The following is a 24,615-nucleotide window of genomic DNA, read 5'->3' as shown; positions in this document are numbered from 1 at the left end:
CAATCTGCGCCGAATCGGCCTGAGAAACCACAAATAGCCAGCACTCAACGGGTCGGGCGGTGGTCAGCGGCGGAGCTCTATCGCGCTCAGGCCCGCGAGGCTGAGGATGAGCCGGTCGCCCGCGTCGACGATCGTCGCGAGCACCTGGTCGCATCCGGCGCAGCGGGCGACGAGCCCTGGGGCGCTGGTGTAGACCATGGCCTCGGCGATCGCGGACATCCGCCCGCAGCCGCCGCACCGTGCGCGGGCCGCCGTCACGTCGGTGGTGAACACCTCGGAGAGTGCGCCGGCGAGGACATTGCCGTCCAGGTGATCGGTCATCTAAAGGCCTCCGAAGCGTTCGGTGTGGATTGCCGCCGCGGGGTGGCCGAGATCCTGCAGCCAGCGCGCGACCGTCTCGACGAATCCCGTCGAGCCGCAGACGTAGATGCGCGGCTGCCGCGCCGCGGGAAGGGTGCGGGCGGCGAGCGTCTCGCGGGTGAGCCGTCCGACGGCGTCCGGCCAGCCGTCGGGCGCCTCCCGCGTGTAGACGAGGTCCAGCGAGAAAGCCGGCCCGGTGAGCGCGGCGAGCTCGTCCGCGAAGAACACGTCCGCCGACGTGCGGGTCGAGTACAGCAGCCGGAACGGCGCGGCGTCGGCGGCGGCGCCGTGCGCCGCGGCCATGGCGTAGAGGGGGACGACGCCGGAGCCGCCCGCCACGAGCTGGACCGGGAGGTCGCTCTCCCCGGGCCGCCAGACGAAGAACGCGCCCAGCGGGCCGTGCAGCTCGAGCTGGTCGCCCGGCCGCACCTCGTGGACCAGGAACGGCGACACCTCACCGTCCGGCTGCTCGTCGACCGCGAGGATCACCTGCCCCTCCGGTGTCGAGGACGCGATCGAGTACGAGCGGCTGGCCTGGTAGCCGTCCGGAGCGGTGAGGCGCACGTCGACGTGGGACCCGGCCTCGCTCCCGGGCCACGTGGGCACCTCGAGGGTGAGCCGGGCGGCGGTGGGCGTCTCGCGCCGGGTCTCGGCGACCGTCGCGACGTGCCACGCGGGACGGGGCCGGGACCGGCCGACGGAGGCCAGGGATGGGGCGCTCACCAGTAGCGCTCCTCTTTCCACGGGTCGCCGTAGAGGTGGTAGCCGTACTGCTCCCAGAAGCCGGCATCGTTGTCCGGCATCATCGTCAGGCCCCGGATCCACTTGGCGCTCTTCCAGAAGTACAGGTGGGGCACGAGCAGCCGGGCCGGACCGCCGTGCTCGGGGGTCAGGGGTGCGCCGTCCGCCTCGGTGGCGATCCACGCCTTGCCGTCGAGCAGGTCTTCCAGGGGCAGGTTCGACGTGTAGCCGCCGTAGGAGTGCGCCATGACGAACTCGTGCTCGGACTCGACGTCCTCGAAGAGCTTGTCGAGACTTACCCCGCGCCAGGCCATGTCGAGCCGGGTCCAGTGGGTGACGCAGTGGATGTCCACGGTGATGTCCTCGACCCCGAGCGCGAGGAGCTCGTCCCAGCTCCACCGGTGGTCGGCCCCGGTCTCGTCCTGGAGGGTGAGCTCCCAGTCCGCGGTGTCGACCTGCGGGGTGGGCCCGGCGCTCAGCACCGGCCAGTCCTGGACGAGCGTCTGGCCGGGCGGGAGGCGCGTGTCCGCCTCCCTCCTGCGACCGGAGAAACCGCGGGTGGCGAAGGACATGTCGGCTCCGATCCGGGCGACCGGGCCCTTGTGGAGCGGCCCCGGTTGACTGTGGGAACAGCGTAGGACCGGATGCCGCACGGGTGCGTGCCGAACCGGACGGTCACGCGGGCGAACTTTTCGCCGGTCCCGTCGGCGGAGGGCGTCGTCATAGGCTCGGCCCCATGACCGACGATCTGCTGCGGCAGGACGAGCTGGACCTCTTCGAGGGATTCCGGCCGCGCCTCGAGGCCATCGCGTACCGCCTGCTGGGCTCCGCCGCGGAGGCCGAGGACGCCGTCCAGGAGGCCTTCCTCCGCTGGGAGGCCGCCGACCGTGAGCAGATCAAGGTGCCGGAGGCGTGGCTGACCCGGGTGCTGACGAACCTCTGCCTCACCCAGCTGGGGTCGGCGCGCGCCCGCCGCGAGGTGTACGTGGGCCAGTGGCTGCCGGAGCCGGTGCTGGGCGGCGACCCGATGCTCGGCCCGGCGGACACCGCGGAACAGCGCGAGTCCGTCTCGACGGCGATGCTGGTGCTGATGGAGCGCCTCACCCCGAACGAGCGGGCTGTCTACGTGCTGCGGGAGGCGTTCGCCTACTCGCATGCGGAGATCGCCGAGATGCTCGACATCACCGAGGCCGGCAGCCAGCAGATCCTGCACCGTGCCAGGCAGCACCTGGCGACCGAGCGGACCCGCGCCGACGTCGACCAGGCAGCGGCCCGGCAGGTCGTGGCGGAGTTCCTCGCGGCCGCCACGAGCGGCCGGACCGAGCCGCTCGTCCGGCTGCTGACCTCCGACGCGATGGGCATGGGCGACGGCGGCGGCAGGGTCCCGGCGCGTGCCAAGCCGTTCTTCGGGGCCGAGACCCTCGCGAAGTTCCTGCGCGGGCTGTTCCGGCCGACCGAGCCCAAGCGGGCCGCGCTCGGAGGGAGCCCCGACCTCTACGCGTGGACGGCCAACGGCCTGCCCGCGATCGTCGCGGTGGTCGACGGCGCGCTGGTCGGCGTCATGACTCTCGAGGCGACCACCGACGGCATCGCCGCCGTGCTCAGCCAGGTCAACCCGGACAAGCTCGGCCGCGCCGCCCGGCAGTGGGCGGCGTCGGACCACGGGGAGCCGATCATCAAGGGCTGGTGAGCGGGCTGGTGACCTCGGTCCGTAGCGGGTGACGGGCGTCACACGCGGGGGACGTCAGGGATCGGGCGGCCATCTGGTTCAGGAGGCACAGTCCGTCCACCACAGGAGCTGAGTGATCCCATGAAGCACCGCATCGTTGTTCTCGGGGCCGGGTACGCCGGAGCCTCCGTCGCCGGCCGGCTCGCCCGGCGCCTGCACGCCGACGACGTGGACGTCACGGTGGTCAACGCCGAACCGGACTTCGTCGAGCGGGTCCGGATGCACCAGGTGGCCGCCGGGCAGGAGCTCCGCCGGCGTCCGCTGCGCGACATCCTCGCCGGGACGGGCGCCACCCTGCGTGTCGCGCGGGTGACCGCCGTGGACGTCGAGCGCAGGACCGTCTCCCTCGCGGCGGCCGGCGGCGCGGGCCAGGCCGAGGGCGCCGCCCGCGCCGACGACACCGACGAGCTGGCCTACGACACCCTCGTCTACGCCCTGGGCAGCTCGCTGGCCGGGCACGGCGTGCCCGGAGCCGGCGAGCACACCTACGACGTCGCGGGCCGGCCGGGTGCGCTCCGGCTGCGCGACCGCCTGGCCGAGCTGGCCCCGGGCGGCCGGGTGGTGGTGGTCGGCGGCGGCCTGACCGGCATCGAGGCGGCGACCGAGATCGCCGAGGCCCGCGGCGACCTGGAGGTCGCGCTCGCCGTCCGGGGCGGTCTGGGCGACTGGCTTTCGGCCACGGGGCAGCGGCACCTGCGGGCGGTGTGCGACCGCCTCGGGATCACCGTGCACGAGCACGCCGACGTCGAACGTGTGGGCGCCACGGAGGTGCTGGCCGGCGGCACCACGATCCCGGCCGACGTCACCGTGTGGGCGGCCGGCTTCGCCGTGCACCCGATCGCTGCCGCCACGACCCTCCAGGTCTCGGCGCGCGGCCAGATCGTCGTCGACGGCACCATGCGGTCGGTCTCCCACCCGGACGTCTACGCCGTGGGCGACGCCGCGCTGGCCGACGGGCCGCTGGGCACACCGCTGCGGATGTCGTGCGCCTCGGGCATCCCCATGGCCTGGCAGGCCGCCGACTCCATCGCCGCCCGCCTGACCGGCGGAAGGCTCCCGAACACGCCCCTCGGCTACGTGCACCAGTGCATCAGCCTGGGCCGGCAGGACGCCGTCATCCAGCTGGTCACCGCCGACGACCGGGCCAGGCCCGCCGCCCCGGGCGGCCGTCTCGCCGCCGGCTACAAGGAGCTGGTCTGCAAGGGCGCCGCGTTCATGGTGGCCCACCCGCTGCCGTACCCGGTACGACGCCGGCGGGTGACCGCGACCGCACCCGTCACCGCTGCGGTCTGAGCGCGACCGTTGCGCCTGGGTGCCCGTCCCAGGCGCAACGGTCACGCGCACGGCCAAGGGGGTGCCGCGTCTACTCTTGGCGCCATGGACGACAGGCCAGTCATCCTCCTGGTCGGCGGCGAGCACGCCGACGTGGTCGAGGAGGAGTTCCGCGCTCGGTACGACCGCGACTACCGCTTGGAGACCGCGGCGGGCGTGGAGGCGGGCCTCGAGCGGGCGCGCGAGCTCGTGCGCGACGGCGCGCAGATCGCGATGGTCTGCGCCGAGTACCGCCTGGACGAGGGCACGGCCATCGAGTTCCTGCACCATGTGCCGGCCATCGTGGCGACGGCGCGGCGCATCGCGCTCGTCCCGTTCGAGGTGTTCGCCGACGCGATCGACGACCTGCGGGCCGCGGCCCTGCGGCGCGACATGGACACGTTCTTCCTCCTGCCGCGCGGCCCGCGCGACGAGGAGTTCCACACCGCGATCGCCGAGCTGCTCTCGGAGTGGGGCTGGTCGGTGGCGCGACCGCTGGTCACGGTGACCGACGTCGTGGCGGAACCGGGGGACCGGGGCGCGGCGGCGATCCGGGACCTGCTGGAACGCCTGGGCCACCCGCACCGCAACCTCGCGCCGGCAGACGACTCCGCGGGCGAGATCGTCGAGGCAGCCGGGCCTGGTGCGGAGCTGCCGATCGTCCGGACGTTCTCCGGCCGCGTGCTGTCCGGCGCGACGGCGGCCGCGGTGACCGAGGCGATGTACGGCGGGTTCGACACGATCCCCGAGGGCGTGATCGCCGACGTCGCCATCGTCGGCGCCGGCCCGGCGGGGCTGGCGGCGGCCGTCTACGCGGCGTCCGAAGGGCTGGCTACCGTGGTGCTCGAACGGGACGCGATCGGCGGCCAGGCCGGGTCCAGCTCGATGATCCGCAACTACCTCGGGTTCCCGCGCGGCATCTCGGGCATGCGGCTCGCGCAGCGGTCCCGCATCCAGGCCGGCCGGTTCGGCGCGCGCTTCTTCACTGGCCGCGCCGCGGTCGAGGTGACCCCGGGACCGCCGAACGAGCCGGAGCACCAGCACGTGCACGTGGCGGGCGCGCAGCTGTGCGCCCGCACGGTGGTCATCGCCGCCGGGGTGACCTACCGGCGCCTGGACGTGCCAGGGGTCGACGACCTCGTGGGCGCAGGTGTCTACTACGGCGCCGCGACGTCGATGGCCAGGGAGATGCAGGACCGCGACGTGTACGTCGTCGGGGGCGGCAACTCGGCGGGCCAGGCGGCCGTCCACCTCGCCAAGTTCGCGGGCGCCGTGACGATCCTCGTCCGGCGGGCGAGTCTCGCCGAGACGATGTCCGACTACCTGGTGCGTGAGATCGAGGCGACGCCCAACATCCAGGTGCGTACCCGGACGGTGGTGGCCGACGGCGGCGGGGAGGGCCGGCTGCAGTGGCTGTGGCTCGAGGACCTCGACACCGGGGAGCGCGGCAAGACGCTGGCCGACGGCCTGTTCTGCCTGCTCGGTGCCGAGCCCGACTGCTCGTGGCTGCCCGACGGCGTGGCGCTCGACGAGCGGGGGTTCGTGCTCACCGGCCGGGACGTGCCGCGGGAGCTCTGGGTCGACGGCCAGCCGCCGGCGAGCCTCGAGACGACGGTGCCCGGCGTCTTCGCCGTCGGCGACGTGCGCGCGGGTTCGATGAAGCGGGTCGCCTCGGCGAGCGGTGAGGGCGCGTCGGTCCTCCCGCTGGTCCACGCCCACCTGGTGCGGCTGCGCGCCCGAGAGTTCACCGCCTGACCCACCGGACCCGTTGAGTGCTGGATATTTGTTGATCTGCAGCCCGAAACTCAACAAATATCCAGCACTCAACGACCGGTCTGGTGGAGGCGGCTCAGCTCCTCGCCTACCGCCGCCATGCCCCGGGCCAGCGCCCGCAGGTCGTCCAGCGGGATGCGCAGCAGGACGTCGTTCCCGAACTCCGGACGCGCGGCGACGAGGCGGCGCATCGCGGACCGGCCGTGCTCGGTGGCGTGGATCCGGCGGACGCGTGCGTCGTGCGGGTCGCTCGTGCGTTCGACCATGTCCTGCGCCACGAGCCGGTCGAGCAGCCCGGACATCGAGGCCATGGAGACGCCGAACGCCTCGGCGAGCCCGCTGCTCGTCATGCCCTCGTCGGTGGTCACCAGCATGGTCAGCACCTTGAGCTGCTGGATGGTGAGCTCGACCGACAGCAGCGGGTTGAGCAGCGTCGGCAGGGCTCCGGTCTCGAACGCGATGCTGAGGTTCCGGATCTGCTCAGCCAGGCGCACGCGCTCGGCGTCACCGGTCTCTGTCACGTGCCCACCGTAGCTCCTGCGGAGGTGTCCGGGCCTGGTTTGTTAGGCTCGTCCTTACCTATTTACTTAGGATCGGGTTAAGTTTATGGTGCAGGGCATGACAACTTCACCCTCTGAGCACGCGACCCTCGAGGAGCTGGACGTCGACGCGATGCGAGCGAGGTACGCGGCCGAGCGTGACCGCCGCATCCGCTCGGACGGCGCCACCCAGTACCGCCGCGCGGCCGGCTCGTTCGGCTACTACGCCAAGGACCCCTACACCCCGCGTGTCGAGCGCGAACCGCTGACCGACTCGGTGGAGGTGCTGGTGGTCGGCGGCGGGTTCGGCGGCCTGATCACGGGTGCCCGGCTGCGCCAGGCCGGTGTCGAGAACGTGCGGATGATGGACGAGGCGGGGGACTTCGGCGGGACCTGGTACTGGAACAGGTACCCCGGCATCCACTGCGACATCCAGTCCTACGTGTACCTGCCGCTCCTGGAGGAGGTCGGCTCCGTGCCGGAGTGGCGCTATGCGCCCGGCGAGGAGATCCGGCAGCACGCCGTCGCCATCGCCCGGAAGTTCGACCTGTACCGCGACGCCGTCTTCCACACCCGCGTGACCGCTCTGGACTGGGAGGAGACGACGGCGGAGTGGGTGGTGCGGACCGACCGCGGGGACCGCATGCGGGCCCGCTTCGTGATCACCTCGTCCGGCACCCTCTCGGAGCCCAAGCTGCCCGGTATCCCCGGCATCGAGACGTTCCGTGGCCACACCTTCCACACCAGCCGGTGGGACTACGGCTACACCGGCGGCGACCAGTTCGGCGGCCTCACCGGGCTCGCCGACAAGAAGGTCGCCGTCGTCGGCACGGGTGCCACCGGCGTCCAGGTGATCCCGTTCGTGGCGCGCGACGCCGAGCACCTCTTCGTCTTCCAGCGCACGCCGTCGTCGGTGGACGTCCGGGACAACCGGCCCACCGACCCGGACTGGGCCGCCTCGCTCCGGCCCGGCTGGCAGCGCGAGCGCATGGACAACTTCCTGGCGGTGGTCTCGGGGGAGCCTGTCGGGGAGGACCTGACGCAGGACGGCTGGACGTCGACCGCGCAGCTGCAGCGCAAGGTCATCAGCGGCGCCGTCGACACGAGCGTGTCCGACGAGGAGCGCGAGCGGATCGACGAGCTCGTCGACCTCGCGAAGATGAACGAGATCCGCGCCCGGGTCGACGAGGTGGTCACCGACCCGGTGACCGCCGAACTGCTCAAGCCCTGGTACCGCTACATGTGCAAGCGGCCCACCTTCAGCGACGTCTACCTGCCGACGTTCAACCGCCCGAACGTGACGCTGGTGGACACCGCCGACTTCGGCGGGATCACCCGGATGACCGAGACCGGGGTGGTGGTCGGCGAAGTCGAGTACGAGGTCGACTGCGTCATCTTCGCCACCGGGTTCGAGGTGGGCGTCTCCGGCGTCATGTCCGGGACCATGCCGGTGCGCGGCAGGGGCGGGCAGATGCTCCTGGAGGCCTGGGCCCGCGGGCCGCGGACGCTGCACGGGTTCTACAGCCACGGCTTCCCGAACCTCTTCCACCTCGGGGCGGTGCAGAACGCCAACTCGGTGAACTTCGTGCACATCCTGCAGGAGCAGGCCGAGCACATCGCCGCGGTCATCGCGGAGGGCCGCGCGGCCGGCGCCCGCTACGTCGAGCCGACCGAGAGCGCGCAGGCCGACTGGGCGCAGACCATCCGGGACACCGGCCACGACCACAGCGCTTTCCAGGCGGAGTGCACTCCCGGCTACTACAACCGGGAAGGCGCGGGGGTCGGCGGCAGCTTCTCCTACGGCCCCGGGCCCGTCGCGTTCCACCGCCTGTTGCGCGAGTGGCGCGCGAACGGCATCAGCGACGTCCTGGTGGCGGGCGAGTGATCGCGGTGCAGGCGGCGGCTGCGCGGCCCGTGGCCTTCCGGACGCTGTCCGCGCTCGCGGCCGTCGGTCTGCTGGCCGGGTGCGCCGCCCCCGGGCCGGCGGACCCGGGAGCCGGCGGGCGGCAGCCGGAACCGGCTCCCGAGCGGACGGCGACCAGGCTGGTCCAGGTGACCTCCGTGCACGAGGCGACGGGGATGACCCTGCTCGAGGGCCCGACCTTCGGGCCGGACGGCGGCCTGTTCGTGGTCGACGTGACCGCCCCGGCCGGCGAGCCCAAGGTGCTGCGCGTGGACATCGACACACGCGACGTGTCCCCGATCTACACGGACGAGGACAGCGCGTACACGTCCGCCCAGTTCAGCCCGCACGACGGCCGGCTGTACCTCACCGACTTCGCGAGCGGCGGCATCGACAGCATCACCGCCGACGGCGACGACCCCCGGGCGTTCTTCAGCGGTGACGTCGACGGTCAGCCGATGCGGCCGGACGACGTGGCCTTCGACGAGGCCGGGAACCTCTTCGTCACGGACACGACCGGCTATGCGGACCCCTCCTGGGAGGCGCAGGGCCGAGTGGTGCGGATCGACGGCGAGACGGCCGAGGCGACGGTCCTCGCGCGGGACCTGCCCGCGCCGAACGGCATCTCGTTCACCCCGGACTTCGACGGCCTGTGGGTGAGCCACAACACCGGCAACCGGGTCGACCACCTCGGGCTCGACGCGGACCGGACCGAGGTGACCACCGCCTACCCCGCCATCTGGTTCAGCGGGGGCCGAAGCCAGGTCGACTCGACTGCCGTCGACGCCGCCGGGAACGTCTATCAGGGGGTCCACGGGCAGGCCGAGGTGTTCGTCTACAGCCCGACCGGCGACCTGCTCACGACGGTCTCCCTGCCGCGGAAAGCCAAGGGACTGACCTCGGCGACCAACATCGCGATCCGGCCCGGCACCACCGACGCCTACGTGACGGTCAGCGGTCCCGCGGGCGGGTTCGTGTACGAGTTCGAGGCGCTCGCGGACGGCATCCGCCAGTCGAACGGCGGCTGACCGCACAGCCGGCCGGCAGAGCGGCGGAGGCGAACCGCGGCGGCCCCACGTGGGTCGAGCTTGTCGGGACCCGTGACCAGGTCCCGACAAGCTCGACCCACGGAGGCTAGCTCCAGCTCTGCTTCGGCGGACGCTCTCCGCCGGGCGGTCAGCGACGGCGTTCGGCCTCGACGAGCGCGTTGACCCGCTCACGCTCCGCACGGGGCCAGGTCTCCCGGGTGACCAGGATCCCGATCAGACCCACGACGGCTGCACCGAGGTACAGGACCGAAGCGCCGGGCCAGCCGTAGGCGCCGACCAGCGCGGCGGCGATCAGCGGCGCGAACCCGCCGAGGGCGGCGGCGAGCTGGTAGCCCAGGGAGGCACCGGAGGTCCGGGTGGCGGTGCGGAACTGCTCGGTCAGGAGCGAGCCCTGCGTGCCGGTCAGGGCCGCGTGGATCACGCCGATGCCGATGACGAACACGACGACGATCAGAACGGGGTTGCCGGTGTTGGCCATCAGGTACATGGGGAACGCGAACAGGATCGCCGCGAGACAGCCGGCGATGTAGATCGGGCGCCGGCCGACCCGGTCCGTGAGCGAGCCGGCGAGGAAGGTGACCACGATGGCCGTGATGCTCGCGGCCGTGATCGCGCCCAGCGCCGTGGACCGCAGCTCCGGGTCGCGCTCGGAGATGTAGTTGAGCAGGTAGGTGGCGGTCGAGTAGTAGGCGAAGGACTCGACGACGCGCAGGGCGATGACCCGAAGAATGCCCCGCCAGTCGTGCCGAAGGGTCGCCAGGAACGGGTTCTTCTCGGTCTTGCCGGTCGCGACGGCCTCCTGGAACTCGGGGGACTCCGACAGGCGGGAGCGCACGACGAGCGCCACGATGACGAGCACGGCGCTCAGCAGGAACGGCGTCCGCCACTTCCAGTCACCCTCGAGGTTGGCACTGAGCGCGAACATGCCGCTGGCGAGCGCGATCCCGAGCGGGTTGCCCGACTGCGGGATGGCCGCGAACATGCCGCGGCGGTGCCACGGGGCGTGCTCGTACGCCATGGTGATGGCGCCGCCCCACTCCGCACCGAACGCGAGCCCCTGGATCATCCGGATGATGACCAGCAGGACCGGCGCGGTGGCACCGATCTGGGCGTACGTCGGCAGCACGCCGATGAGGACGGTCGCGCCACCCATGACGAGCATCGCTCCGACCAGCACCGGCTTGCGGCCGAACCGGTCGGCCAGATAGCCACCCACGGCTCCGCCGAGCGGACGCATCACGAAACCGACCGCGAGCGTCGCGAACGCGAGCAGGGTGCCGACCAGGGGGTCGCTCTCAGGAAAGAAGACGGCACCGAAGTAGAGGGCCGAGGCGGTGCCGAACGCGACGAAGTCGTAGTTCTCGACGCTGGTTCCGACGGCGGCCGCGACGGCCGTCTTGACGCGGTCCTTCGACCCGAGCGGTGAGCGCCGTTGCGCGGGTGTCGTGGTGGACATGGGATCTCCTTCGATCGGTGCTGGTGCTGTGGTGCTGTGGTGCTGCGCGCAGGATCAGTCGCTGGTGGGCGTCAGGTGGTCGAGCGCGTTGAGCTTGGTGACGCGCCGACGCGTGTCGACGTCGTCGTCGAACGTGGCGTCGAGGAACTCACGGACGATGTCGGGGACGAAAGCGCGCGGGGCGAGCCACGCGCCGAGGGCGATGGCGTTCGCGTCGTCGTGCTCGACGGCCTGGTGGGCCGAGTACGGCTCGTTCGCCAGGCCGCACCGGATCCCGGGGATCTTGTTGGCCGCCATGATGGCGCCGGCGCCCGTACCGCACACGAGGATCGCGCGGTCCGCCTCACCCGCCAGCACCGGCGCGCACGTGGCCTGCGTGATGTCGGGAAAGTCGACGGGGTCGGTGCCGTCGGTACCGCAGTCGACGACGGTGTGCCCGAGGCTCTCGATCGCCTCCCGCACGTGGTCCTTGAGCGGGAAGCCGGCGTGGTCGGCTCCGAGGGCGACTCTCATGGTTCGTTCCTTCCGGTGGTGGTTGTCGTGTCCGTGGAGGCCACGGCGAGTCGCCGCTCGACCTCCGCGAGCCCGGGGATGGACGGCGTCGCCCCGTGCCGGGTGACGGCGAGGGCGCCGGCCTCCGTGGCCCGGCGCACGGCGTCCGCGAGAGGGAGGTGCCAGGAGGCCGCGAGGTAGCCGACGAACGTGTCACCGGCCGCCGTCGTGTCCACGGCGGTCACCCGCGGGGCAGGTACGCGGGTGAGCGTGCCGGTGCGGTGCACCAGCGCCCCGGCCGCCCCCAGCGTGCAGACCACGTCGGTGCCGAGCCGCACGGCGACGGCCGCGACGTCCTGCTCCGGTCCCGACGGCTCGACGCCGAGGAGCCGGGCCACCGCGTCGAGCTCGTGCTCGTTGACGACGAGCAGGTCCACGTGCTCGACCAGGTCGGCGGCGTGCGCCGGAGCCGGTGCCGCGTTCCAGACGACTGTCGCTCCCACGTCGGACGCGGTCGCGGCAGCCAGCCGCGAGGTCGCCACGGGAACCTCGTGCTGGAGCACGAGCACGTCGCCCCGTGAGAGCTCGGCGCAGGCCCGGCGCACGGACTCGTCGTCGATCGCGGCGTTCGCTCCGGGGACCACGATGATCGAGTTCTCACCGGCGTCGTCGAGCAGTACGAGGGCCTGGCCGCTCGGCCGCTCCGACCGGGCCAGCAGCGCCGTGTCGATGCCCTCGGCCGCCAGGGCGTCGGCGAGATGCTCGCCGTCGCGAACGCCCACTGCCCCGACCATGCGGACGTCCGCACCCGCACGGGCCGCGGCGACCGCCTGGTTGGCACCCTTGCCGCCGAGCGAGCGCGTCGCCTCCTGGGCGAGGACCGTCTCGCCGGGGCGGGGGAGGACCGCGAGCCGGAGCGCGGTGTCGGCATTGATGCTGCCGACGACGGTGACGCGCGTCGTCATGCCCCGGCTCCGGGCGTGAGGGCCGCCGAGCGGTCGACGAAGGAGGTCGCTACACGGTGCGACGCCGCAGGCCGCCCCTCGATCACGTCGACCAGCGCGCCCACACCCAGCCGCCCGATCGCCGTCGCGTCGTTGCGCACGGCGGAGATCGGCGGTGAGACGAGCGAGAACCAGTCGAGGTCGTCGAACGACACGATCTCGATCTCGCCGAGCGCCCGGTCGGACTCCTCGCGCAGTGCACGGCCCACCCCCAGGGTCATCAGGCCGTCCGCGCTGAGCACCGCTGTCGGACGTGCGCCCGAAGCGAGGACCGTGCGCATCGCCTCCACGCCGCTCTCGGCCCGGAAGTCGCCGTGCGCCATCAGGCGGGGATCGGTGGAGAGCCCGAGCTCGTCCCGGATCCGGAGGAAGGCGACGCGGCGCTCGCTGCCGGTCGAGATCTCGGGTGGTCCGCCGACGAACGCGACCTCCCGGTGCCCTCTGCCGTGGAGCCAGGTCAGGGCCTGGCGCACACCGTCCTCGTTGTCCGTGCTGATGGTCGGCACGTCGATGCCGTCGACCGTCCGGTCGACGAAGACGAGCGGCAGGCCCGACTCCCGCATGCTCCGCAGCTGGGTCAGGTCCGAGCCCTGGGGTGCGATGAGCAGGCCGTCGATGCGCTGCGCGGCGAAGGTCCGCAGGTAGGCGGCCTCCTGGGCGGCGTCCTCGTCGGCGTTGGCGAGGAGCACGGTGTAGCCGCGCCGCTGCGCCTCGCGCTCGGCGGCGTGGGCGAGCTCGGAGAAGAACGGGTTGCGGATGTCGGACACGAGGAGGCCGAGCACGTCGGTGCGGGAGCGGCGCAGCGACCTGGCGGGCCCGTTCGCGATGTAGTTGAGCTGCTCCGCCGCGGCCGTGACGCGGGCCCGCGAGTCCGGGGACGTCTGGCTGCTGCCGCTCAGCACCCGTGACGCGGTGCCGAGGGACACGCCCGCCAGCGCTGCGACATCTTTGATCGTGGCCACTCTGCCGTCCTCCGTGGAAACGTTTCCATGACTGCCTGACGCCAATCTTCCACATGCACCCCGTCGGACGCAAGAAGGATGCGTCCGCATCGGTCCCCGCGCGGGAGCGTCAGTTGTCTCCTACCGTTTCGACTGTGAAGCACACCCCGGCGAGGCTGGGCGTACTCGCGGCGGCTGTGCTCGCCGCCCTGTGCGCCGTCGTTCCCGCGATGTCGGCGTCCGCGGAGACGTCCGCGGGGTGGGCGGAGTGGGACCCGTTGACCGGATCGGCAGGTGACTGGTCGACCACGGTGCGGCTGCCGGCCGGCGGCTTCCCGGCCGCGACGGTGACCTCCGACTCGCGCGGTGGTGTCGGCGTGATCTCCGGGGCCTCCTCGTGGCTCGGTCCGTCGACGCCGCCGGGCGACGTGTTCGGGTCGAGCCGCGATCGGCAGTACCTCAACCTGCGCCCGCGGGCCGACCGGCCGACGACGCCGTCCACCACCACGTACACGTTCGAGCGGCCGACGCCGGCGGGCGGCTGGGCGTTCGTGCTGGGCGACATCGACGCCGACCGCGCGGTGGTGACCGCCCGCGGCGCGGACGGCCGGCTGCTCACCGGGGCGGAGCTCGGCTGGCAGGGCGGTTTCAACTACTGCCCGGGGACGGGCTCGCCGTCCTGCGCGGGTGCGCCGGAGGACGTGCCGACCTGGAACCCGACCAGCGGTGAGCTGCTCGGCAACGCGGGGGCGGCCGACACGTCGGGTGCCTCCGGCTGGTTCCGGCCCACCGCGCCGATCGTGAGCCTGACCGTCGAGTTCTACCAGCGCAGCGGCTTCCCGGTGTACCAGACGTGGTTCGCGTCGCTGGCGCGGGACATCACCGGGACCGTCCAGCTCGTCGACACGGGCGGCGCGCCGCAGGGAATGCTGCCGGGGGCCGGGCTCACGCTCTTCGGCCCGGACGGCGCCGAGCTCGCCACGGCGACGTCCGACCAGAGCGGCCAGTACATCTTTCCCGGGTACGTCGCGGCGCCGGGCTACCGCGTGGAGCTGACGACCCTGCCGGAGGCGGACGACGACCACCCGTTCGGGCTGGTCCCCTCCGGCGAGCGGGTGGTCGACGAGGTAGATCTCAGCACCGCCGACGCCACCGGCGTCGACTTCGCAGCGCGCGACGTCCAGCCCGTCGCCGTGAGCGGCACGGTGCTGACCGACGACGGCACCCCCGTCCCCGGAGCGACGGTCACGCTCACGCCGGTCGGCGGGGGCGCGCCTCTCACGGGCGTGACGAGCTCGACGGGCGAGTACCTGATCGACGACGTCGGGTGGGACGCCGACGGCGATCAGCCGCAGGACTACACCTTCGCGGTGACCGGCCTGCCCGAGGGGTACGTCACGGCCACGGCGCCGGACGGCATCACCGTGGCGGTCGGCCAGGAGGAGCCCAGCACCGGCAACGACTTCGTCGTCCGGGCTCCGGCGTCGGTCTCCGGCACGGTGACCGCCGGGGACGAGCCGGTGGCCGGGGTCGTCGTGACGTCGGCCGGCCCGGACGGGACCGTCAGCACGACGACGGGCGCGGACGGCACCTACGTCTTCACCGGGGCGCGCCCGGGCGACCACACGGTGCGTGTGACGCCGCCCGACGGGTACCGCGCCGACGGCCCGGACGCTCGGGACGTCACGGTCGCCGGGGAGGACGTGGTCGACGTCGACTTCGCGCTGTCCCGGCCCGGTTCCATCGGCGGCACGGTGACCGACGACGTCGGCGACCCCGTGCCGGACACCACGGTCGTGGTGACCGGTCCCGGCGGCTCGATCACCCTGGCCACCGACGCCGTCGGCGGGTACTTCACCGGCGGCCTGGCACCGGGCGACTACGTGATCACGCTGACCGTGCCCGCCGGGTACGCGGCGGAGGTCGTGGAACGCACCGTCACCGTGACGAGCGCCGGGGAGAACTGGCTCGAGGAACACTTCCCCGTCGTCGCTGTGCCCGTGCCCGTGCCGAGCCCGACGCCGACCACGAGCCCGAGCGCGACCACGGAGCCGAGCCCGACGCCGGAGCCGTCGGCCGGCCCGGCCCCGGACACCGGCTCGGACGGCTCGGACGGCGGGAAGCCGGACGGCCTCGCCGCGACGGGCGCGACCGTCGGCTCCATCGGGCTGGCCGCGGCCATCCTGGTGGCCCTGGGGGTCGCCCTGGTCCGGGCCTCCCGCGCCCGCTGACCCCGGGTTCCAGCCGGATCGTGGTGCTCCGGGCGTTCAGCGTCACGGTCAGGGGTTTGGACGCCCACGTGGCCGTCGACCCTGCGCTCGATACCCTCGGGCCCGGCACCGCGGAACCCAGCACAGAGGAGCAACGATGAAGTTCGCCCGGATCGGAACCCCCGGCCAGGAACGCCCGGTGGTGCACGACGGCACCCGCTGGCACGACCTGAGCCCGCTCACCGCTGACGTCGACGGGGCGTTCCTCGCCGCCGACGGCGTCGCGCGTGCCCGGACGGCGCTCGCGGCGGGGACGCTCGCCGTCGTCGAGACGGAGGGCGCGCGGTTCGGCTCCCCGGTCGCCAGGCCCTCCGCGATCGTCTGCGTCGGCATGAACTACGCCGCGCACGCCGCCGAGTCCGGTTCCGCGCCGCCGGAGGCGCCCGTCATCTTCCTCAAGACGCCGAACACGATCGCGGGGCCGTACGACACGGTCACCATCCCGCGGGGCAGCAGCAGGACGGACTGGGAGGTCGAGCTCGCGGTGGTGATCGGCCGCCGGGCCTCCTACCTCGACTCGCCGGAGCAGGCCCGCGACGTGATCGCCGGGTACGCGGTGGCCAACGACCTGTCCGAGCGCACGTGGCAGCTCGAGGAGTCGGGCGGCCAGTGGTCCAAGGGCAAGTGCGCGCCGGGCTTCACCCCGTTCGGCCCGTGGCTGGTCACCCCGGACGAGACCGACGGCGCCGACATCGCGGGCCTGCGGCTGCGGTCCTGGGTGAACGGCGAGCCCCGCCAGGACTCCACGACGGCGGACCTGATCTTCGGTGTCGACGTGCTGGTGCACACGCTGAGCCAGTACCTCGCGCTGGAGCCGGGTGACGTGCTGCTCACGGGTACGCCCGAGGGGGTCGCGCTGTCGGGCCGGTTCCCCTACCTGCGACCGGGCGACGTGGTCGAGACGGAGATCGAGGGTCTGGGGCGGCAGCGCCAGGAGTACGTGGCCTGGGCGGCCCGCCACTGAGCACGCCGCGTTAGCGTGTGGGGCATGCAGACCATCACCTCGGACGTCGTCGTCGTCGGGCTCGGAGGGTTCGGCAGCGCCGCACTCTGGCGCCTGGCCGAGCGTGGCGTCGACGTCGTCGGGATCGACCGTTTCGACATCGGGCACAACCTGGGTTCCTCGCACGGTGTGACGCGGCTGTTCCGCGTCGCCTGCATGGAGCACCCGGGGCTCGCCGCCGTCGCACGCACGTCCCTGGAGCTGTGGACGGAGCTGGGCGAGCGGTACGGCGAGACGTACGTGGAGCAGACCGGGTGCCTCAGCGTCGGGCGCCCCGACTCGCGGCCGGTCCGGGGCACGATCGCGGCAGCCGCCGCGGCGGGTATCGAGGTGGCCCACCTGACGCACGCCGAGCTGGTCGAGCGCTACCCGCAGTACGCGGGCCACGACGACGAGACGGTCGGCGTGCTCGACCCCGAGGGCGGGCTGTGCTTTCCCGAGCGCAACGTCACCGCCCAGGTGCGGGCGGCCGCCGAGGCCGGCGCGCAGGTATACCCCGGGACGCGTGTGACCTCGGTGGAGCTGGTGGACGGCGGTGTGCGCGTCGTGACGCCGACCGCCGTCTTCGAGGCGGGGCAGGCGGTGGTCGCCGCCGGGGCCTGGAACCGGAAGCTCCTGCCCGGCCTGCCGCTGCGCCCGCGGCGCACCCCGCTGTACTGGTTCGCGCCGAAGGCGGACGCCACGGCGTCGTTCGACCTGTCACGGTTCCCGTCGTTCATCTACGAGCTCGCCGACGGGCGGAGCGTGTGGGGGCACGGGAGCGACGACGGGTTCCACATCAAGATCGGGCTCGGCGACCACGGCACCGACGACACCGATCCCGACGAGCTCGACCGCTACATCCACCCGCGCACCGACGTCGAACGGCTGGCCGACGCCGTCGCGACGGCGTTCCCGCAGGTGGACCCGGTTCCGGTCAAGGCGATCCCGTGCATGATCACGAACTCGCCCGACGAGCAGTTCCTCGTGGGCCGACCGGAAGGTGATCCGCGTCTCGTCGTGGCCGGCGGGGACAGCGGGCACGGGTTCAAGCACGCGGCGGGAGTGGGCGAGCTGCTGGCCCGGATCGCGGTGGGGGAGCGGCCCTACGGGGACATCGGCTTCCTTGATCCGACCCGGTTCACGGCCCAGGCCACCCGTGATTTCGTGGGGTGAGACGGCATCCGGCGAAAAGTGGCACCGAGCACCCCCTGACATGCGGAAAGATGCGCGCATGAGGTTCGAGTATTTCGCAGTCGCGGACGACGAGACAGCAGCCCAGACCATCGACGGCGGAGAGATCGACGGCAGCGTGGGATCCCACGTCGTCGACCCCGCATCGGTGCTGGGGCAGCTGGAGCGGCTGCTCGGTGGCCCGGTCGGGGACGACGGCCTGCGCAGCGCCCAGCTGGTGGCCGAGAGTGCCGACGGCGCCCGGCTGGTGATCCGGCTGTCCAACCACCTGGTGTCGCTGTTCGGGATGGTGCGCCCGACGACGCTGGACGACGTCGTCAGGCACTGGTCGCTGTCGCGCCGGTTCCGCCGTGCCGACCCGGAGGACCTGCACGCCTTCGCGGCGGGGCTGAACCAGCTCTGCAAGGGCAGCGGCAAGCGGGTCTACTGCCGGGCGACGGCGGACGAGGCCGAGCTCGCCGCGGCGCTGGCCCCGGCCGGTGTCGGCGCGGGCGTGGGGTCGGGTGCGGACCCGGACGAGCCGAGGCCCCTGCCGCGGCGTCGCTGACGTCCGTGCCGGATTAAATCGCTTCCGCGGGTCCGGGACCGCGGCCTAGGCTCCCGGGCGTGACGTCGTTCGAGGGCCTCCGCCACCTGCCGCACCGGGACGTGGCCGGTCGCCTGCTCGCCGACGGCTGGAACGTGTGCGGCATCGGGGACTGGGCGACGGTCTGGCGCTCGCCCGAGGGAACGCTGGTCGCCAGGGTGAGCCCGTTCGAGCCGGCCTACGAGGTCTTCGTGGACCTGTGCCACCGCCTCGACGGGCATCCGCTGCTGCCGCGGATCGACTTCGACGCCCCCTTGGCGGGCGGAGGCCGCCTCACGGTGATGGAGTTTCTGCTGCCCGCCGATCCGACCGAGGCGGAGGGTGTCGTCGGGCGCTGGGCTGCCGCCTCGCCGGACGACCCGATCAGCGAGGTCCGCCGGGTGGCCGAACAGCTCGATGCGGAGGCGGCCAGGTCCGTCCCGTTCTGGGGCGGGCTCGACCACAACCCGGGCAACGTGATGCGGAACGCCTCCGGCGAGCTCAAGCTGGTCGACCTCTTCTACGCCGCCGGCCTGGAGATCTACCGGGTGCTGCTCGAGGATCCGGCGAGGATCGCCGAGGCCTTCGCGGCTGACCGGCGCGAGTACATCTGCGACATCGCGGCGCTGGCCCGGATGTCGTCCCCGGACGAGATTGCGGCGCTCCGGACCGCGGCGGCGCGCATCGCCTGACCGCCACGGTCAGCCGCCGTACCGCCGTGCGACCTCGCCGAATGCCTCCTTGCGCTGGTAGACGCCGTCGTCGGTCACCGCCATGACCCCGAAGCCTGCCTTGTCGAGGTCGAGGCTCGGGTCGTCGCGGCGCGGGAAGTCGGGCATGGCGAAGGTGAAGACGAAACAGCCGTGGACGCCTTCGGCGTCGTACAGCTCGACGAGCTCGCCGAGGTAGCGCGCCTGGACGGACTCGTCGCGCGGATGGTCGCCCCGGATACGCGGCGGTTCGGCGAACCAGCTGACGATCTGGAAGGAGCCGGCACCGCGCAGGTCGGCGCCCGTGAAGGATCCGCAACCGAACTCGGTGATGACCACCGGCTTGCCGTGGTCGCGGACCAGGCCGCGCAGGCGCTCGGTATAGGTCGCCTGGTTGCGCGCGCCCCGGTACAGGCTGACGCCGACCAGGTCGAACAGCGACCAGTCGACGTTCTCCCAGCCTGCCGCCGAATACGTCAGGGGACCCTGGAAACGGCGGCGCGCGACGGCCACCGCGCGGGTGAGCAGCTCGTGGAGGCGCCGGTCGATCCGGCGCCGCAGCAGGCGGCGGAACCGCAGGATGAGCCACAGCCGCAGGAAGGACCGGGGCCCGGGGACGATACCGGGCGCGACATGGGAGAACTCGCTGCCGACCAGGAGCGTCACCCGGTCCGGGTGCTCGAGCCGCAGGGTCTCCGCCGCCGCGGCCACGGCGTCCAGCCGCTCCAGCAGCTCGTGCCGGGGAAGGTCGGTGACATCCGGCCTGAGGTAGACGGCCAGGCCGACGTCGAGGGCAGTGCGAGCCGCCTCGACCAGCGGTTCCACCTCACCACCGATCACCTGGACCGTGTTGCAGTGCAGGTCCCGCGCGATGGTCTCGAGGTCGCGGCGCACGGCGTCGATGCTCGACCCGCCGACCAGGTAGGAGATGCCGCGGACGCTCAGCACGCGTTCGTCTCGGCTCCGCCGTCGTCAGCGGCGGGTGCCGCTGACGACGGCCGGCGACCGCCGCGGGAGCCGCCGAGCCGGTCGAGCAGCTCGCCGAGGAGGGCCCGCTCGCCCGCGGTGAGCAGGTCGTCGGTCTGGTCGAGTGCGGCCTTGAGGGCCGTCGCGTGCTGGGTGTACCCGGGAGCGGCCGGGGGCGCTTCACCAGTGACCGCTCCCAGCACGGCCTCGCGGAGGCGCCCGGGCAGCTCGGGGTCGCGCTCGTCGGGATGCACGCCGATGAGATGCAGGGTGAGACCGCTGCCCGCCGAGTGGATCATCGCCGCCGCGGTCTCGACGGTGACGGTCAGCCGGCCCGCCGCGGCGATCCGCTCGACGAGCAGGTGGAGCCGGTCGGCCGAACGCTGGGCCGCCGGAGACGTCTCGCCCGGGACCCGCCGGCCATACATGAGCTGGTAGTGGGCCGGATGGGTGAGGCCGAACTCGATGTGCATGTCCCAGCCGTTGCGCAGGTCCTGCACGGGGTCGTCGCTGAGGGCGGCGCCGTGCTTCCGGGCGAGGTACGTGTCGAAGCCGTGCGCCGCGACCGCCTCGAGCAGGCCGTTCATGTCGGTGAACTGGCGGTAGATGGTCGGCGGCTGGACCCCTGCGGCGTGGCTCACCGCGCGGGTGGTGACGCCCTCACGTCCGTGCTCCTCCAGCAGCCGCGCCGCGGCGTCGAGGATCCGTCGTCGGGTACTGGTGGGCTCGCTCACGTATCGATGATAACGCCACCCCGATATCGACAGTTGCCAACCAGCGACATCGCGTCGACGGGGGGAGTAGCAGTGCTGGCGATCGTCAACGGTGGCTTCGCCTGACCCGCCCGCGGTCCGGCGCCGTTCAGCGCTGGGCCGCGGGGCGCACGATGATCTCGTTCACGTCGACGTCGGCCGGCTGGCCGACGGCGAACGAGATGGCCCGCGCTATCGCGTCCGCCGGGATGGCGTTGCGGCGGTAGGCCCGCATGGCGTCCTGCGCGCCGGGGTCGGAGATGTGCTCGGCGAGCTCGCTCTCGACCACGCCGGGGGTGATCGTCGTGGTCCGGATGCTCGGGTCGGACTCGAGCCGGAGGCCCTCGGTGATCGCCCAGGCCGCGAACTTCGTGGCGGAGTAGACGGCCGACGTCGGGACGACCTCGTGCGCCCCGACCGACGCGACGGTCACGACGTGCCCGCCGCCCTGTCGCGTGAAGTGGGGCAGCACCGCGGCGACGCCGTGCAGCAGCCCACGCACGTTGACGTCGATCATCTGGTTCCACTCGTCCACGAGCAGGGCGTCCAGGCGGGACAGGGGCATGACGCCCGCGTTGTTCACGATGACGTCGATCCGCCCGTGCTCCTCGGCGACGCGGTCCACGACGGCGCGCACGCCGTCGGCGTCGGTCACGTCGAGCCGGTGGATGCTCGCCCGCCCGCCGTCGGCCCGGATACGGGCGGCGAGGGCCTCAAGGCGGTCCGTCCGCCGGGCGCCGAGGGCCACCTGGTGCCCCTCCGTCGCGAGCCGGAGCGCGGTGGCCTCGCCGATGCCGCTGCTCGCGCCGGTGACGAGGATGACCTTGGCGGTGCTGTTCTGGCTGTTCGTGTCGGTGCTCATGCACCCAGGCTGCGTCGTCGGGCGGGACCCAGGAAGGGCGCTGTTCTCCTGGGTGCAGCACACCCTGGTTACGCGGCGCCGGCCGAGTACGGTCGAAGGCATGACCACATCACCGCTCGGCGACTACCTGCGCGGCAGGCGCGCGCAGCTGACCCCGGAGGCGCTCGGCCTGCCCGTGTACGGGCGGCGCCGCGTCGTCGGCCTGCGGCGTGAGGAGGTGGCCATGCTGACCGGCGTCAGCGTGGACTACTACGTCCGGCTCGAACAGGGCCGCGAGGTGAACCCGTCACCGCCGGTCCTCGACTCGCTCGGCGAGGTGCTGCGCCTGGACGACGACGGCAGGCAGCACCTTTACCGCCTGGCCGGTCTCAGCCCCCGGCCGGCGACCCCCGCGGTGGTCGAGGAGGTCGACAGCTCGCTGCTGGAGCTCATGCTCTCCTGGCGGGACAGCCCCGCGCTGGTGCTCGGGCGGGCCTACGACGTGCTGGCGAGCAACCAGCTGGGCGAGGCGCTGTTCGGCGGGTTCCCGTTCTCGCGGAACCTGACCCGCGCGACGTTCCTGGACCCCGCCGCGCGCACGTTCTACCCGGACTGGCACGCCGTCGCCGAGAACACGGTGGCCGGGCTCCGCCTGGCCGACGGGCTCACGCCCGGAAACCCTGGGATCCGCGAGATCGTCCGCGAGCTACGGGTCAAGAGCCCGGACTTCGTGCGGATGTGGGACCAGCACGACGCGCGCGGCAAACGACTGACCAGCAAGCGCTTCCTGCACCCCGAGGTGGGCCACCTGGAGCTGCGCGTGCACGTGTTCGACGTCCGCGGCGTGCCGGGGCAGGAGCTCGTCGTCTACCACGCCACCCCGGGCTCGCCGGCCGCCGAGGCGCTGGCCCTGCTCGGCGCGATCGTCGCGACGCGAGCGGTCGGCTGACGCCGTCGGCGTCTGACAAACTTGTCCCGTGGCAGACCGGATCCCCACCGGAGTCCCGACCCAGCCGGGACCCCGGCCTCGGGTGGACATCCCGTATCCCCGCTTGTCCCCAGGCCTTCGCAGCTACTTCGCGACCGAGGGTGGGGGTGCGACGCTCCTGCTGGCGGCGTCCGCCATCGCCCTGGTCTGGGCGAACGTAGGGGGTCACTCCTACCACGACGTGTGGGAGACGCCCGTCAACCTCACGGTTGGCACCTGGGAGCTGCACCTCTCGCTGCACCACTGGGTGAACGACTTCCTCATGGCGGTGTTCTTCTTCGTGGTCGGCGTCGAGGTCAACCGTGAGCTGACCGTCGGCGAGCTGCGCACCTTCCGTGCCGCGTCCGTGCCGCTCTTCGGGGCTATCGGCGGGCTGGTCGTCCCGATCGGCATCTACCTGCTGATCAACCCGTCCGGGCCGGACGCCTCCGGCTGGGGGCTGCCGATGTCCACGGACACGGCGTTCGTCATCGGCGTGCTCGCGCTGGCGGGCCCCCGGTGTCCGGACCAGCTGCGCGTCTTCCTGCTGACGCTGGCGATCTTCGACGACATCGGAGCCATCGCCCTGCTCGGCATCTTCTACTCCGACGCGCTCTCCGTCGGTGCGCTGGCGCTCGCTGCCCTGCTCACGGTGGTGCTGTTCGCGATGCGCTGGATCGGCGTCTGGCAGATCCCCCCGTACCTGTTCGTGGGCCTGATCCTGTGGGTGGCGGTGCTCGAGTCCGGGCTGCACCCGACGCTCGCCGGGGTCGTCGTGGGCCTCGCGGTCCCGACCACTCGCCGCGGGCGGGACGACGAGGCCCGCTGGCATCTCGGCTGGTACGCGCGCGCCCTCATGGAGGATCTCGACCCCGCCCGCTCGCGCCTCGCCGTCAGCGCCGCGCGGTCGGCGGTCCCCACGAGCGACCGCATCCTCGACGCGCTGCACCCGGTGAGCTCGTACTTCGTCGTACCGGTGTTCGGGCTGGCCAACGCGGGCGTCGCGTTGTCGGGTGAGTCGATCAGCGCCGCTCTGACCAGCCCTGTCACGATCGGGGTGCTGGCGGGCCTCGTGCTGGGCAAGGGCATCGGCGTCTTCGCCGGGGCGATGGTCGCGCTCGTGACCGGGCTGGGCAGCCTCCCGGGCCAGGTGCGCTACGGCCACCTCGCCGGCGGCGCGTTCCTGTGCGGCATCGGGTTCACCATCGCGCTGTTCGTCAGCGAGCTCGCCTTCGACGACGAGGCCCTGATCAACGAGGCCAAGGTGGGCATCATCGTCGGGTCGATCCTGTCCGGGGTCATCGGGGTGCTGGTGCTCCGGTACTTCGGCGACCGCCTGCCGCTGTGCTCGCCCAACGAGGCCTCGGGTCCGCCGCCGCTCCCCGAGGGGGCGTGGCGCCCGCCGGCATGACGGTGGGGGTGGGGTGTTGTGGCGGGGGGCGATGGCGGGGTGGCGATGGCGGGGTGGCGATGGCGGGGTGGCGACGACGGCGTTCGGACGACGACGGCGGCGCGCGTCGTAGCGCCGACGGCTGTGGCGGTTCCGGGTTCGGTCCGCCGTGAGATCGGTCGGTTGCACAGGCGGCTGATCGAGATCGGTCCGTTGCTCTGAGATCGGTCGTTTGATTGACCGATCTCAGAGCAACGGACCGAAGCCAGTGAGTTCGGTCCGTTGCACGCCGTGGCAGCGGCTAGCGGTCGAGGCGGTCAGCCGCGAGGAACTCCGCCAGAGCCTTCAGATGACCCCCGACGGGCCCCGCGGTCAGGACACCGCTGCCCGCCGAGGCCTCGTCGGCTGCCGGGGTGAGCGCCGTCCGGGCGCGCTCGGCGATCCGGTGGTCGCCGACCGCGACGGCCGCGCGCCCCGCCAGGATCCAGAGCACCTCGGCGAGCAGGCCGGGCGGCGGGTCAGGGATACGGCGGACGGCGGCTGCCGCATCGGCGCCGGCTCCACGGGCCAGGAGCAGGTGTGGCAGGGCCCACGGTGCGTAAGGTCCCCAGCGGGCACTGTCCATGTCGCCGCCAGCCGGGCCGTGACCGCCGACGACTGCGCCGCCGCCATCCGCATCC

23 protein-coding genes and 1 pseudogene are annotated in these 24,615 nt (G+C 72.7%); 12 read left to right on the top strand and 12 right to left on the bottom strand.

Annotated features, from left to right (window positions below):
• Positions 1 to 63: 63 nt before the first annotated feature.
• Genes LUU90_RS22405 through LUU90_RS22395 form a run of 3 tightly spaced genes read right to left on the bottom strand, consistent with a single transcriptional unit; the run spans position 64 to position 1,673 of the window.
• Positions 64 to 321, bottom strand: coding sequence for a DUF6510 family protein (locus tag LUU90_RS22405; RefSeq protein ID WP_274993430.1), 258 nt, complete (start codon positions 319 to 321; stop codon positions 64 to 66).
• Positions 322 to 1,083 carry an FAD-binding oxidoreductase gene (locus tag LUU90_RS22400; protein WP_275006175.1) on the bottom strand — a complete coding sequence of 254 codons (762 nt, stop codon included), beginning with the start codon at positions 1,081 to 1,083 and terminating at the stop codon, positions 322 to 324.
• Positions 1,080 to 1,673: a molybdopterin-dependent oxidoreductase gene (locus tag LUU90_RS22395; RefSeq protein ID WP_275006174.1), complete on the bottom strand. Its 594-nt coding sequence runs from the start codon at positions 1,671 to 1,673 to the stop codon at positions 1,080 to 1,082. Before LUU90_RS22395 ends, LUU90_RS22400 begins: the two co-directional genes overlap by 4 nt.
• Before the next feature lie 164 nt (positions 1,674 to 1,837).
• Here LUU90_RS22395 and sigJ point away from each other — a divergent pair, with 164 nt between their 5' ends.
• From sigJ to LUU90_RS22380, 3 genes are all read left to right on the top strand, one after another.
• A complete protein-coding gene (gene sigJ, locus LUU90_RS22390; RefSeq protein ID WP_275006173.1) occupies positions 1,838 to 2,791 on the top strand; it encodes an RNA polymerase sigma factor SigJ in 954 nt (317 codons plus the stop codon).
• A 120-nt stretch (positions 2,792 to 2,911) separates the two neighbouring features.
• Entirely contained in the window at positions 2,912 to 4,123 is a 1,212-nt protein-coding gene (locus LUU90_RS22385; RefSeq protein WP_275006172.1) for an NAD(P)/FAD-dependent oxidoreductase, read from the top strand.
• 84 nt (positions 4,124 to 4,207) lie between these two features.
• Complete coding sequence (locus LUU90_RS22380; RefSeq protein ID WP_275006171.1) at positions 4,208 to 5,896, top strand: FAD-dependent oxidoreductase; 1,689 nt, start codon at positions 4,208 to 4,210, stop codon at positions 5,894 to 5,896.
• A gap of 68 nt (positions 5,897 to 5,964) precedes the next feature.
• On the opposite strand, the gene LUU90_RS22375 is transcribed toward LUU90_RS22380, so the two are convergent.
• On the bottom strand, positions 5,965 to 6,435 hold the full coding sequence (locus LUU90_RS22375) for a MarR family winged helix-turn-helix transcriptional regulator (RefSeq protein ID WP_275006170.1): 471 nt from the start codon (positions 6,433 to 6,435) through the stop codon (positions 5,965 to 5,967).
• 97 nt (positions 6,436 to 6,532) lie between these two features.
• Between LUU90_RS22375 and LUU90_RS22370 the strand changes: the two genes are divergently transcribed.
• Together LUU90_RS22370 and LUU90_RS22365 are read left to right on the top strand one after the other, a co-directional pair.
• On the top strand, positions 6,533 to 8,338 hold the full coding sequence (locus LUU90_RS22370; protein ID WP_275006169.1) for a flavin-containing monooxygenase: 1,806 nt from the start codon (positions 6,533 to 6,535) through the stop codon (positions 8,336 to 8,338).
• Positions 8,335 to 9,384 (top strand): SMP-30/gluconolactonase/LRE family protein, encoded by a 1,050-nt coding sequence (locus LUU90_RS22365; protein WP_275006168.1) that lies wholly within the window; start codon positions 8,335 to 8,337, stop codon positions 9,382 to 9,384. The genes LUU90_RS22370 and LUU90_RS22365 overlap by 4 nt, the downstream gene beginning before the upstream one ends.
• Positions 9,385 to 9,532: 148 nt before the next feature.
• On the opposite strand, the gene LUU90_RS22360 is transcribed toward LUU90_RS22365, so the two are convergent.
• From LUU90_RS22360 to LUU90_RS22345, 4 genes are read right to left on the bottom strand one after another with little or no spacing between them, the layout of a single operon-like run.
• Positions 9,533 to 10,861, bottom strand: a complete 1,329-nt coding sequence (locus LUU90_RS22360) for an MFS transporter (protein WP_275006167.1) — start codon at positions 10,859 to 10,861, stop codon at positions 9,533 to 9,535.
• Positions 10,862 to 10,915: 54 nt separating this feature from the next.
• The gene (locus LUU90_RS22355; protein WP_275006166.1) at positions 10,916 to 11,374 is read right to left on the bottom strand and encodes an RpiB/LacA/LacB family sugar-phosphate isomerase; all 459 of its coding nucleotides are present in this window, start codon (positions 11,372 to 11,374) and stop codon (positions 10,916 to 10,918) included.
• On the bottom strand, positions 11,371 to 12,318 hold the full coding sequence (locus tag LUU90_RS22350; RefSeq protein WP_275006165.1) for a ribokinase: 948 nt from the start codon (positions 12,316 to 12,318) through the stop codon (positions 11,371 to 11,373). Before LUU90_RS22350 ends, LUU90_RS22355 begins: the two co-directional genes overlap by 4 nt.
• Positions 12,315 to 13,319: a LacI family DNA-binding transcriptional regulator gene (locus LUU90_RS22345; RefSeq protein WP_275006164.1), complete on the bottom strand. Its 1,005-nt coding sequence runs from the start codon at positions 13,317 to 13,319 to the stop codon at positions 12,315 to 12,317. Before LUU90_RS22345 ends, LUU90_RS22350 begins: the two co-directional genes overlap by 4 nt.
• Positions 13,320 to 13,453: 134 nt before the next feature.
• On the opposite strand from LUU90_RS22345, the gene LUU90_RS22340 reads away from it, so the two are divergent.
• The 5 genes from LUU90_RS22340 to LUU90_RS22320 all read left to right on the top strand — a co-directional run bounded on the left by LUU90_RS22340 (position 13,454) and on the right by LUU90_RS22320 (position 19,001).
• The gene (locus tag LUU90_RS22340) at positions 13,454 to 15,529 is read left to right on the top strand and encodes an MSCRAMM family protein (RefSeq protein WP_275006163.1); all 2,076 of its coding nucleotides are present in this window, start codon (positions 13,454 to 13,456) and stop codon (positions 15,527 to 15,529) included.
• 136 nt (positions 15,530 to 15,665) lie between these two features.
• Positions 15,666 to 16,532: a fumarylacetoacetate hydrolase family protein gene (locus tag LUU90_RS22335; RefSeq protein ID WP_275006162.1), complete on the top strand. Its 867-nt coding sequence runs from the start codon at positions 15,666 to 15,668 to the stop codon at positions 16,530 to 16,532.
• 24 nt (positions 16,533 to 16,556) lie between these two features.
• Positions 16,557 to 17,726, top strand: coding sequence for an N-methyl-L-tryptophan oxidase (solA, locus tag LUU90_RS22330; protein WP_275006161.1), 1,170 nt, complete (start codon positions 16,557 to 16,559; stop codon positions 17,724 to 17,726).
• Positions 17,727 to 17,784: 58 nt separating this feature from the next.
• Positions 17,785 to 18,291, top strand: a complete 507-nt coding sequence (locus LUU90_RS22325) for a hypothetical protein (RefSeq protein WP_275006160.1) — start codon at positions 17,785 to 17,787, stop codon at positions 18,289 to 18,291.
• Between the two features lie 59 nt (positions 18,292 to 18,350).
• Entirely contained in the window at positions 18,351 to 19,001 is a 651-nt protein-coding gene (locus LUU90_RS22320) for a hypothetical protein (RefSeq protein WP_275006159.1), read from the top strand.
• A gap of 9 nt (positions 19,002 to 19,010) precedes the next feature.
• On the opposite strand, the gene LUU90_RS22315 is transcribed toward LUU90_RS22320, so the two are convergent.
• From LUU90_RS22315 to LUU90_RS22305, 3 genes are all read right to left on the bottom strand, one after another.
• A complete protein-coding gene (locus tag LUU90_RS22315; RefSeq protein ID WP_275006158.1) occupies positions 19,011 to 19,967 on the bottom strand; it encodes a hypothetical protein in 957 nt (318 codons plus the stop codon).
• Entirely contained in the window at positions 19,961 to 20,719 is a 759-nt protein-coding gene (locus tag LUU90_RS22310) for a TetR/AcrR family transcriptional regulator (protein WP_275006157.1), read from the bottom strand. Before LUU90_RS22310 ends, LUU90_RS22315 begins: the two co-directional genes overlap by 7 nt.
• A gap of 127 nt (positions 20,720 to 20,846) precedes the next feature.
• On the bottom strand, positions 20,847 to 21,599 hold the full coding sequence (locus LUU90_RS22305) for an SDR family oxidoreductase (RefSeq protein ID WP_275006156.1): 753 nt from the start codon (positions 21,597 to 21,599) through the stop codon (positions 20,847 to 20,849).
• 100 nt (positions 21,600 to 21,699) lie between these two features.
• Here LUU90_RS22305 and LUU90_RS22300 point away from each other — a divergent pair, with 100 nt between their 5' ends.
• Both LUU90_RS22300 and nhaA read left to right on the top strand, forming a co-directional pair.
• Positions 21,700 to 22,527, top strand: a complete 828-nt coding sequence (locus LUU90_RS22300; RefSeq protein ID WP_275006155.1) for a helix-turn-helix transcriptional regulator — start codon at positions 21,700 to 21,702, stop codon at positions 22,525 to 22,527.
• Between the two features lie 103 nt (positions 22,528 to 22,630).
• Entirely contained in the window at positions 22,631 to 23,956 is a 1,326-nt protein-coding gene (gene nhaA, locus LUU90_RS22295; RefSeq protein WP_275006154.1) for a Na+/H+ antiporter NhaA, read from the top strand.
• Between the two features lie 280 nt (positions 23,957 to 24,236).
• Here the strand turns inward: nhaA and LUU90_RS22290 are convergent.
• Positions 24,237 to 24,615 (bottom strand): annotated as a pseudogene (locus LUU90_RS22290) (hypothetical protein); the annotation flags it as partial.

It is taken from the genome of Promicromonospora iranensis (genome assembly GCF_028994775.1).
Classification (GTDB): Bacteria; Actinomycetota; Actinomycetes; order Actinomycetales; family Cellulomonadaceae; genus Promicromonospora; species Promicromonospora iranensis_A.
The sequence above is the reverse complement of the archived record's forward strand: the minus strand, read 5'-3'. Positions and strand labels throughout refer to the sequence as shown.

Bases quoted from the DNA above. Each gene is read 5' to 3' on its own strand.
- LUU90_RS22405 (WP_274993430.1), bottom strand. From the start codon at position 321: ATGACCGATCACCTGGACGGCAATGTCCTCGCCGGCGCACTCTCCGAG.
- LUU90_RS22395 (WP_275006174.1), bottom strand. From the start codon at position 1,673: ATGTCCTTCGCCACCCGCGGTTTCTCCGGTCGCAGGAGGGAGGCGGAC.
- sigJ (WP_275006173.1), top strand. From the start codon at position 1,838: ATGACCGACGATCTGCTGCGGCAGGACGAGCTGGACCTCTTCGAGGGA.
- LUU90_RS22385 (WP_275006172.1), top strand. From the start codon at position 2,912: ATGAAGCACCGCATCGTTGTTCTCGGGGCCGGGTACGCCGGAGCCTCC.
- LUU90_RS22380 (WP_275006171.1), top strand. From the start codon at position 4,208: ATGGACGACAGGCCAGTCATCCTCCTGGTCGGCGGCGAGCACGCCGAC.
- LUU90_RS22370 (WP_275006169.1), top strand. From the start codon at position 6,533: ATGACAACTTCACCCTCTGAGCACGCGACCCTCGAGGAGCTGGACGTC.
- LUU90_RS22360 (WP_275006167.1), bottom strand. From the start codon at position 10,861: ATGTCCACCACGACACCCGCGCAACGGCGCTCACCGCTCGGGTCGAAG.
- LUU90_RS22355 (WP_275006166.1), bottom strand. From the start codon at position 11,374: ATGAGAGTCGCCCTCGGAGCCGACCACGCCGGCTTCCCGCTCAAGGAC.
- LUU90_RS22350 (WP_275006165.1), bottom strand. From the start codon at position 12,318: ATGACGACGCGCGTCACCGTCGTCGGCAGCATCAATGCCGACACCGCG.
- LUU90_RS22335 (WP_275006162.1), top strand. From the start codon at position 15,666: ATGAAGTTCGCCCGGATCGGAACCCCCGGCCAGGAACGCCCGGTGGTG.
- solA (WP_275006161.1), top strand. From the start codon at position 16,557: ATGCAGACCATCACCTCGGACGTCGTCGTCGTCGGGCTCGGAGGGTTC.
- LUU90_RS22325 (WP_275006160.1), top strand. From the start codon at position 17,785: ATGAGGTTCGAGTATTTCGCAGTCGCGGACGACGAGACAGCAGCCCAG.
- LUU90_RS22305 (WP_275006156.1), bottom strand. From the start codon at position 21,599: ATGAGCACCGACACGAACAGCCAGAACAGCACCGCCAAGGTCATCCTC.
- LUU90_RS22300 (WP_275006155.1), top strand. From the start codon at position 21,700: ATGACCACATCACCGCTCGGCGACTACCTGCGCGGCAGGCGCGCGCAG.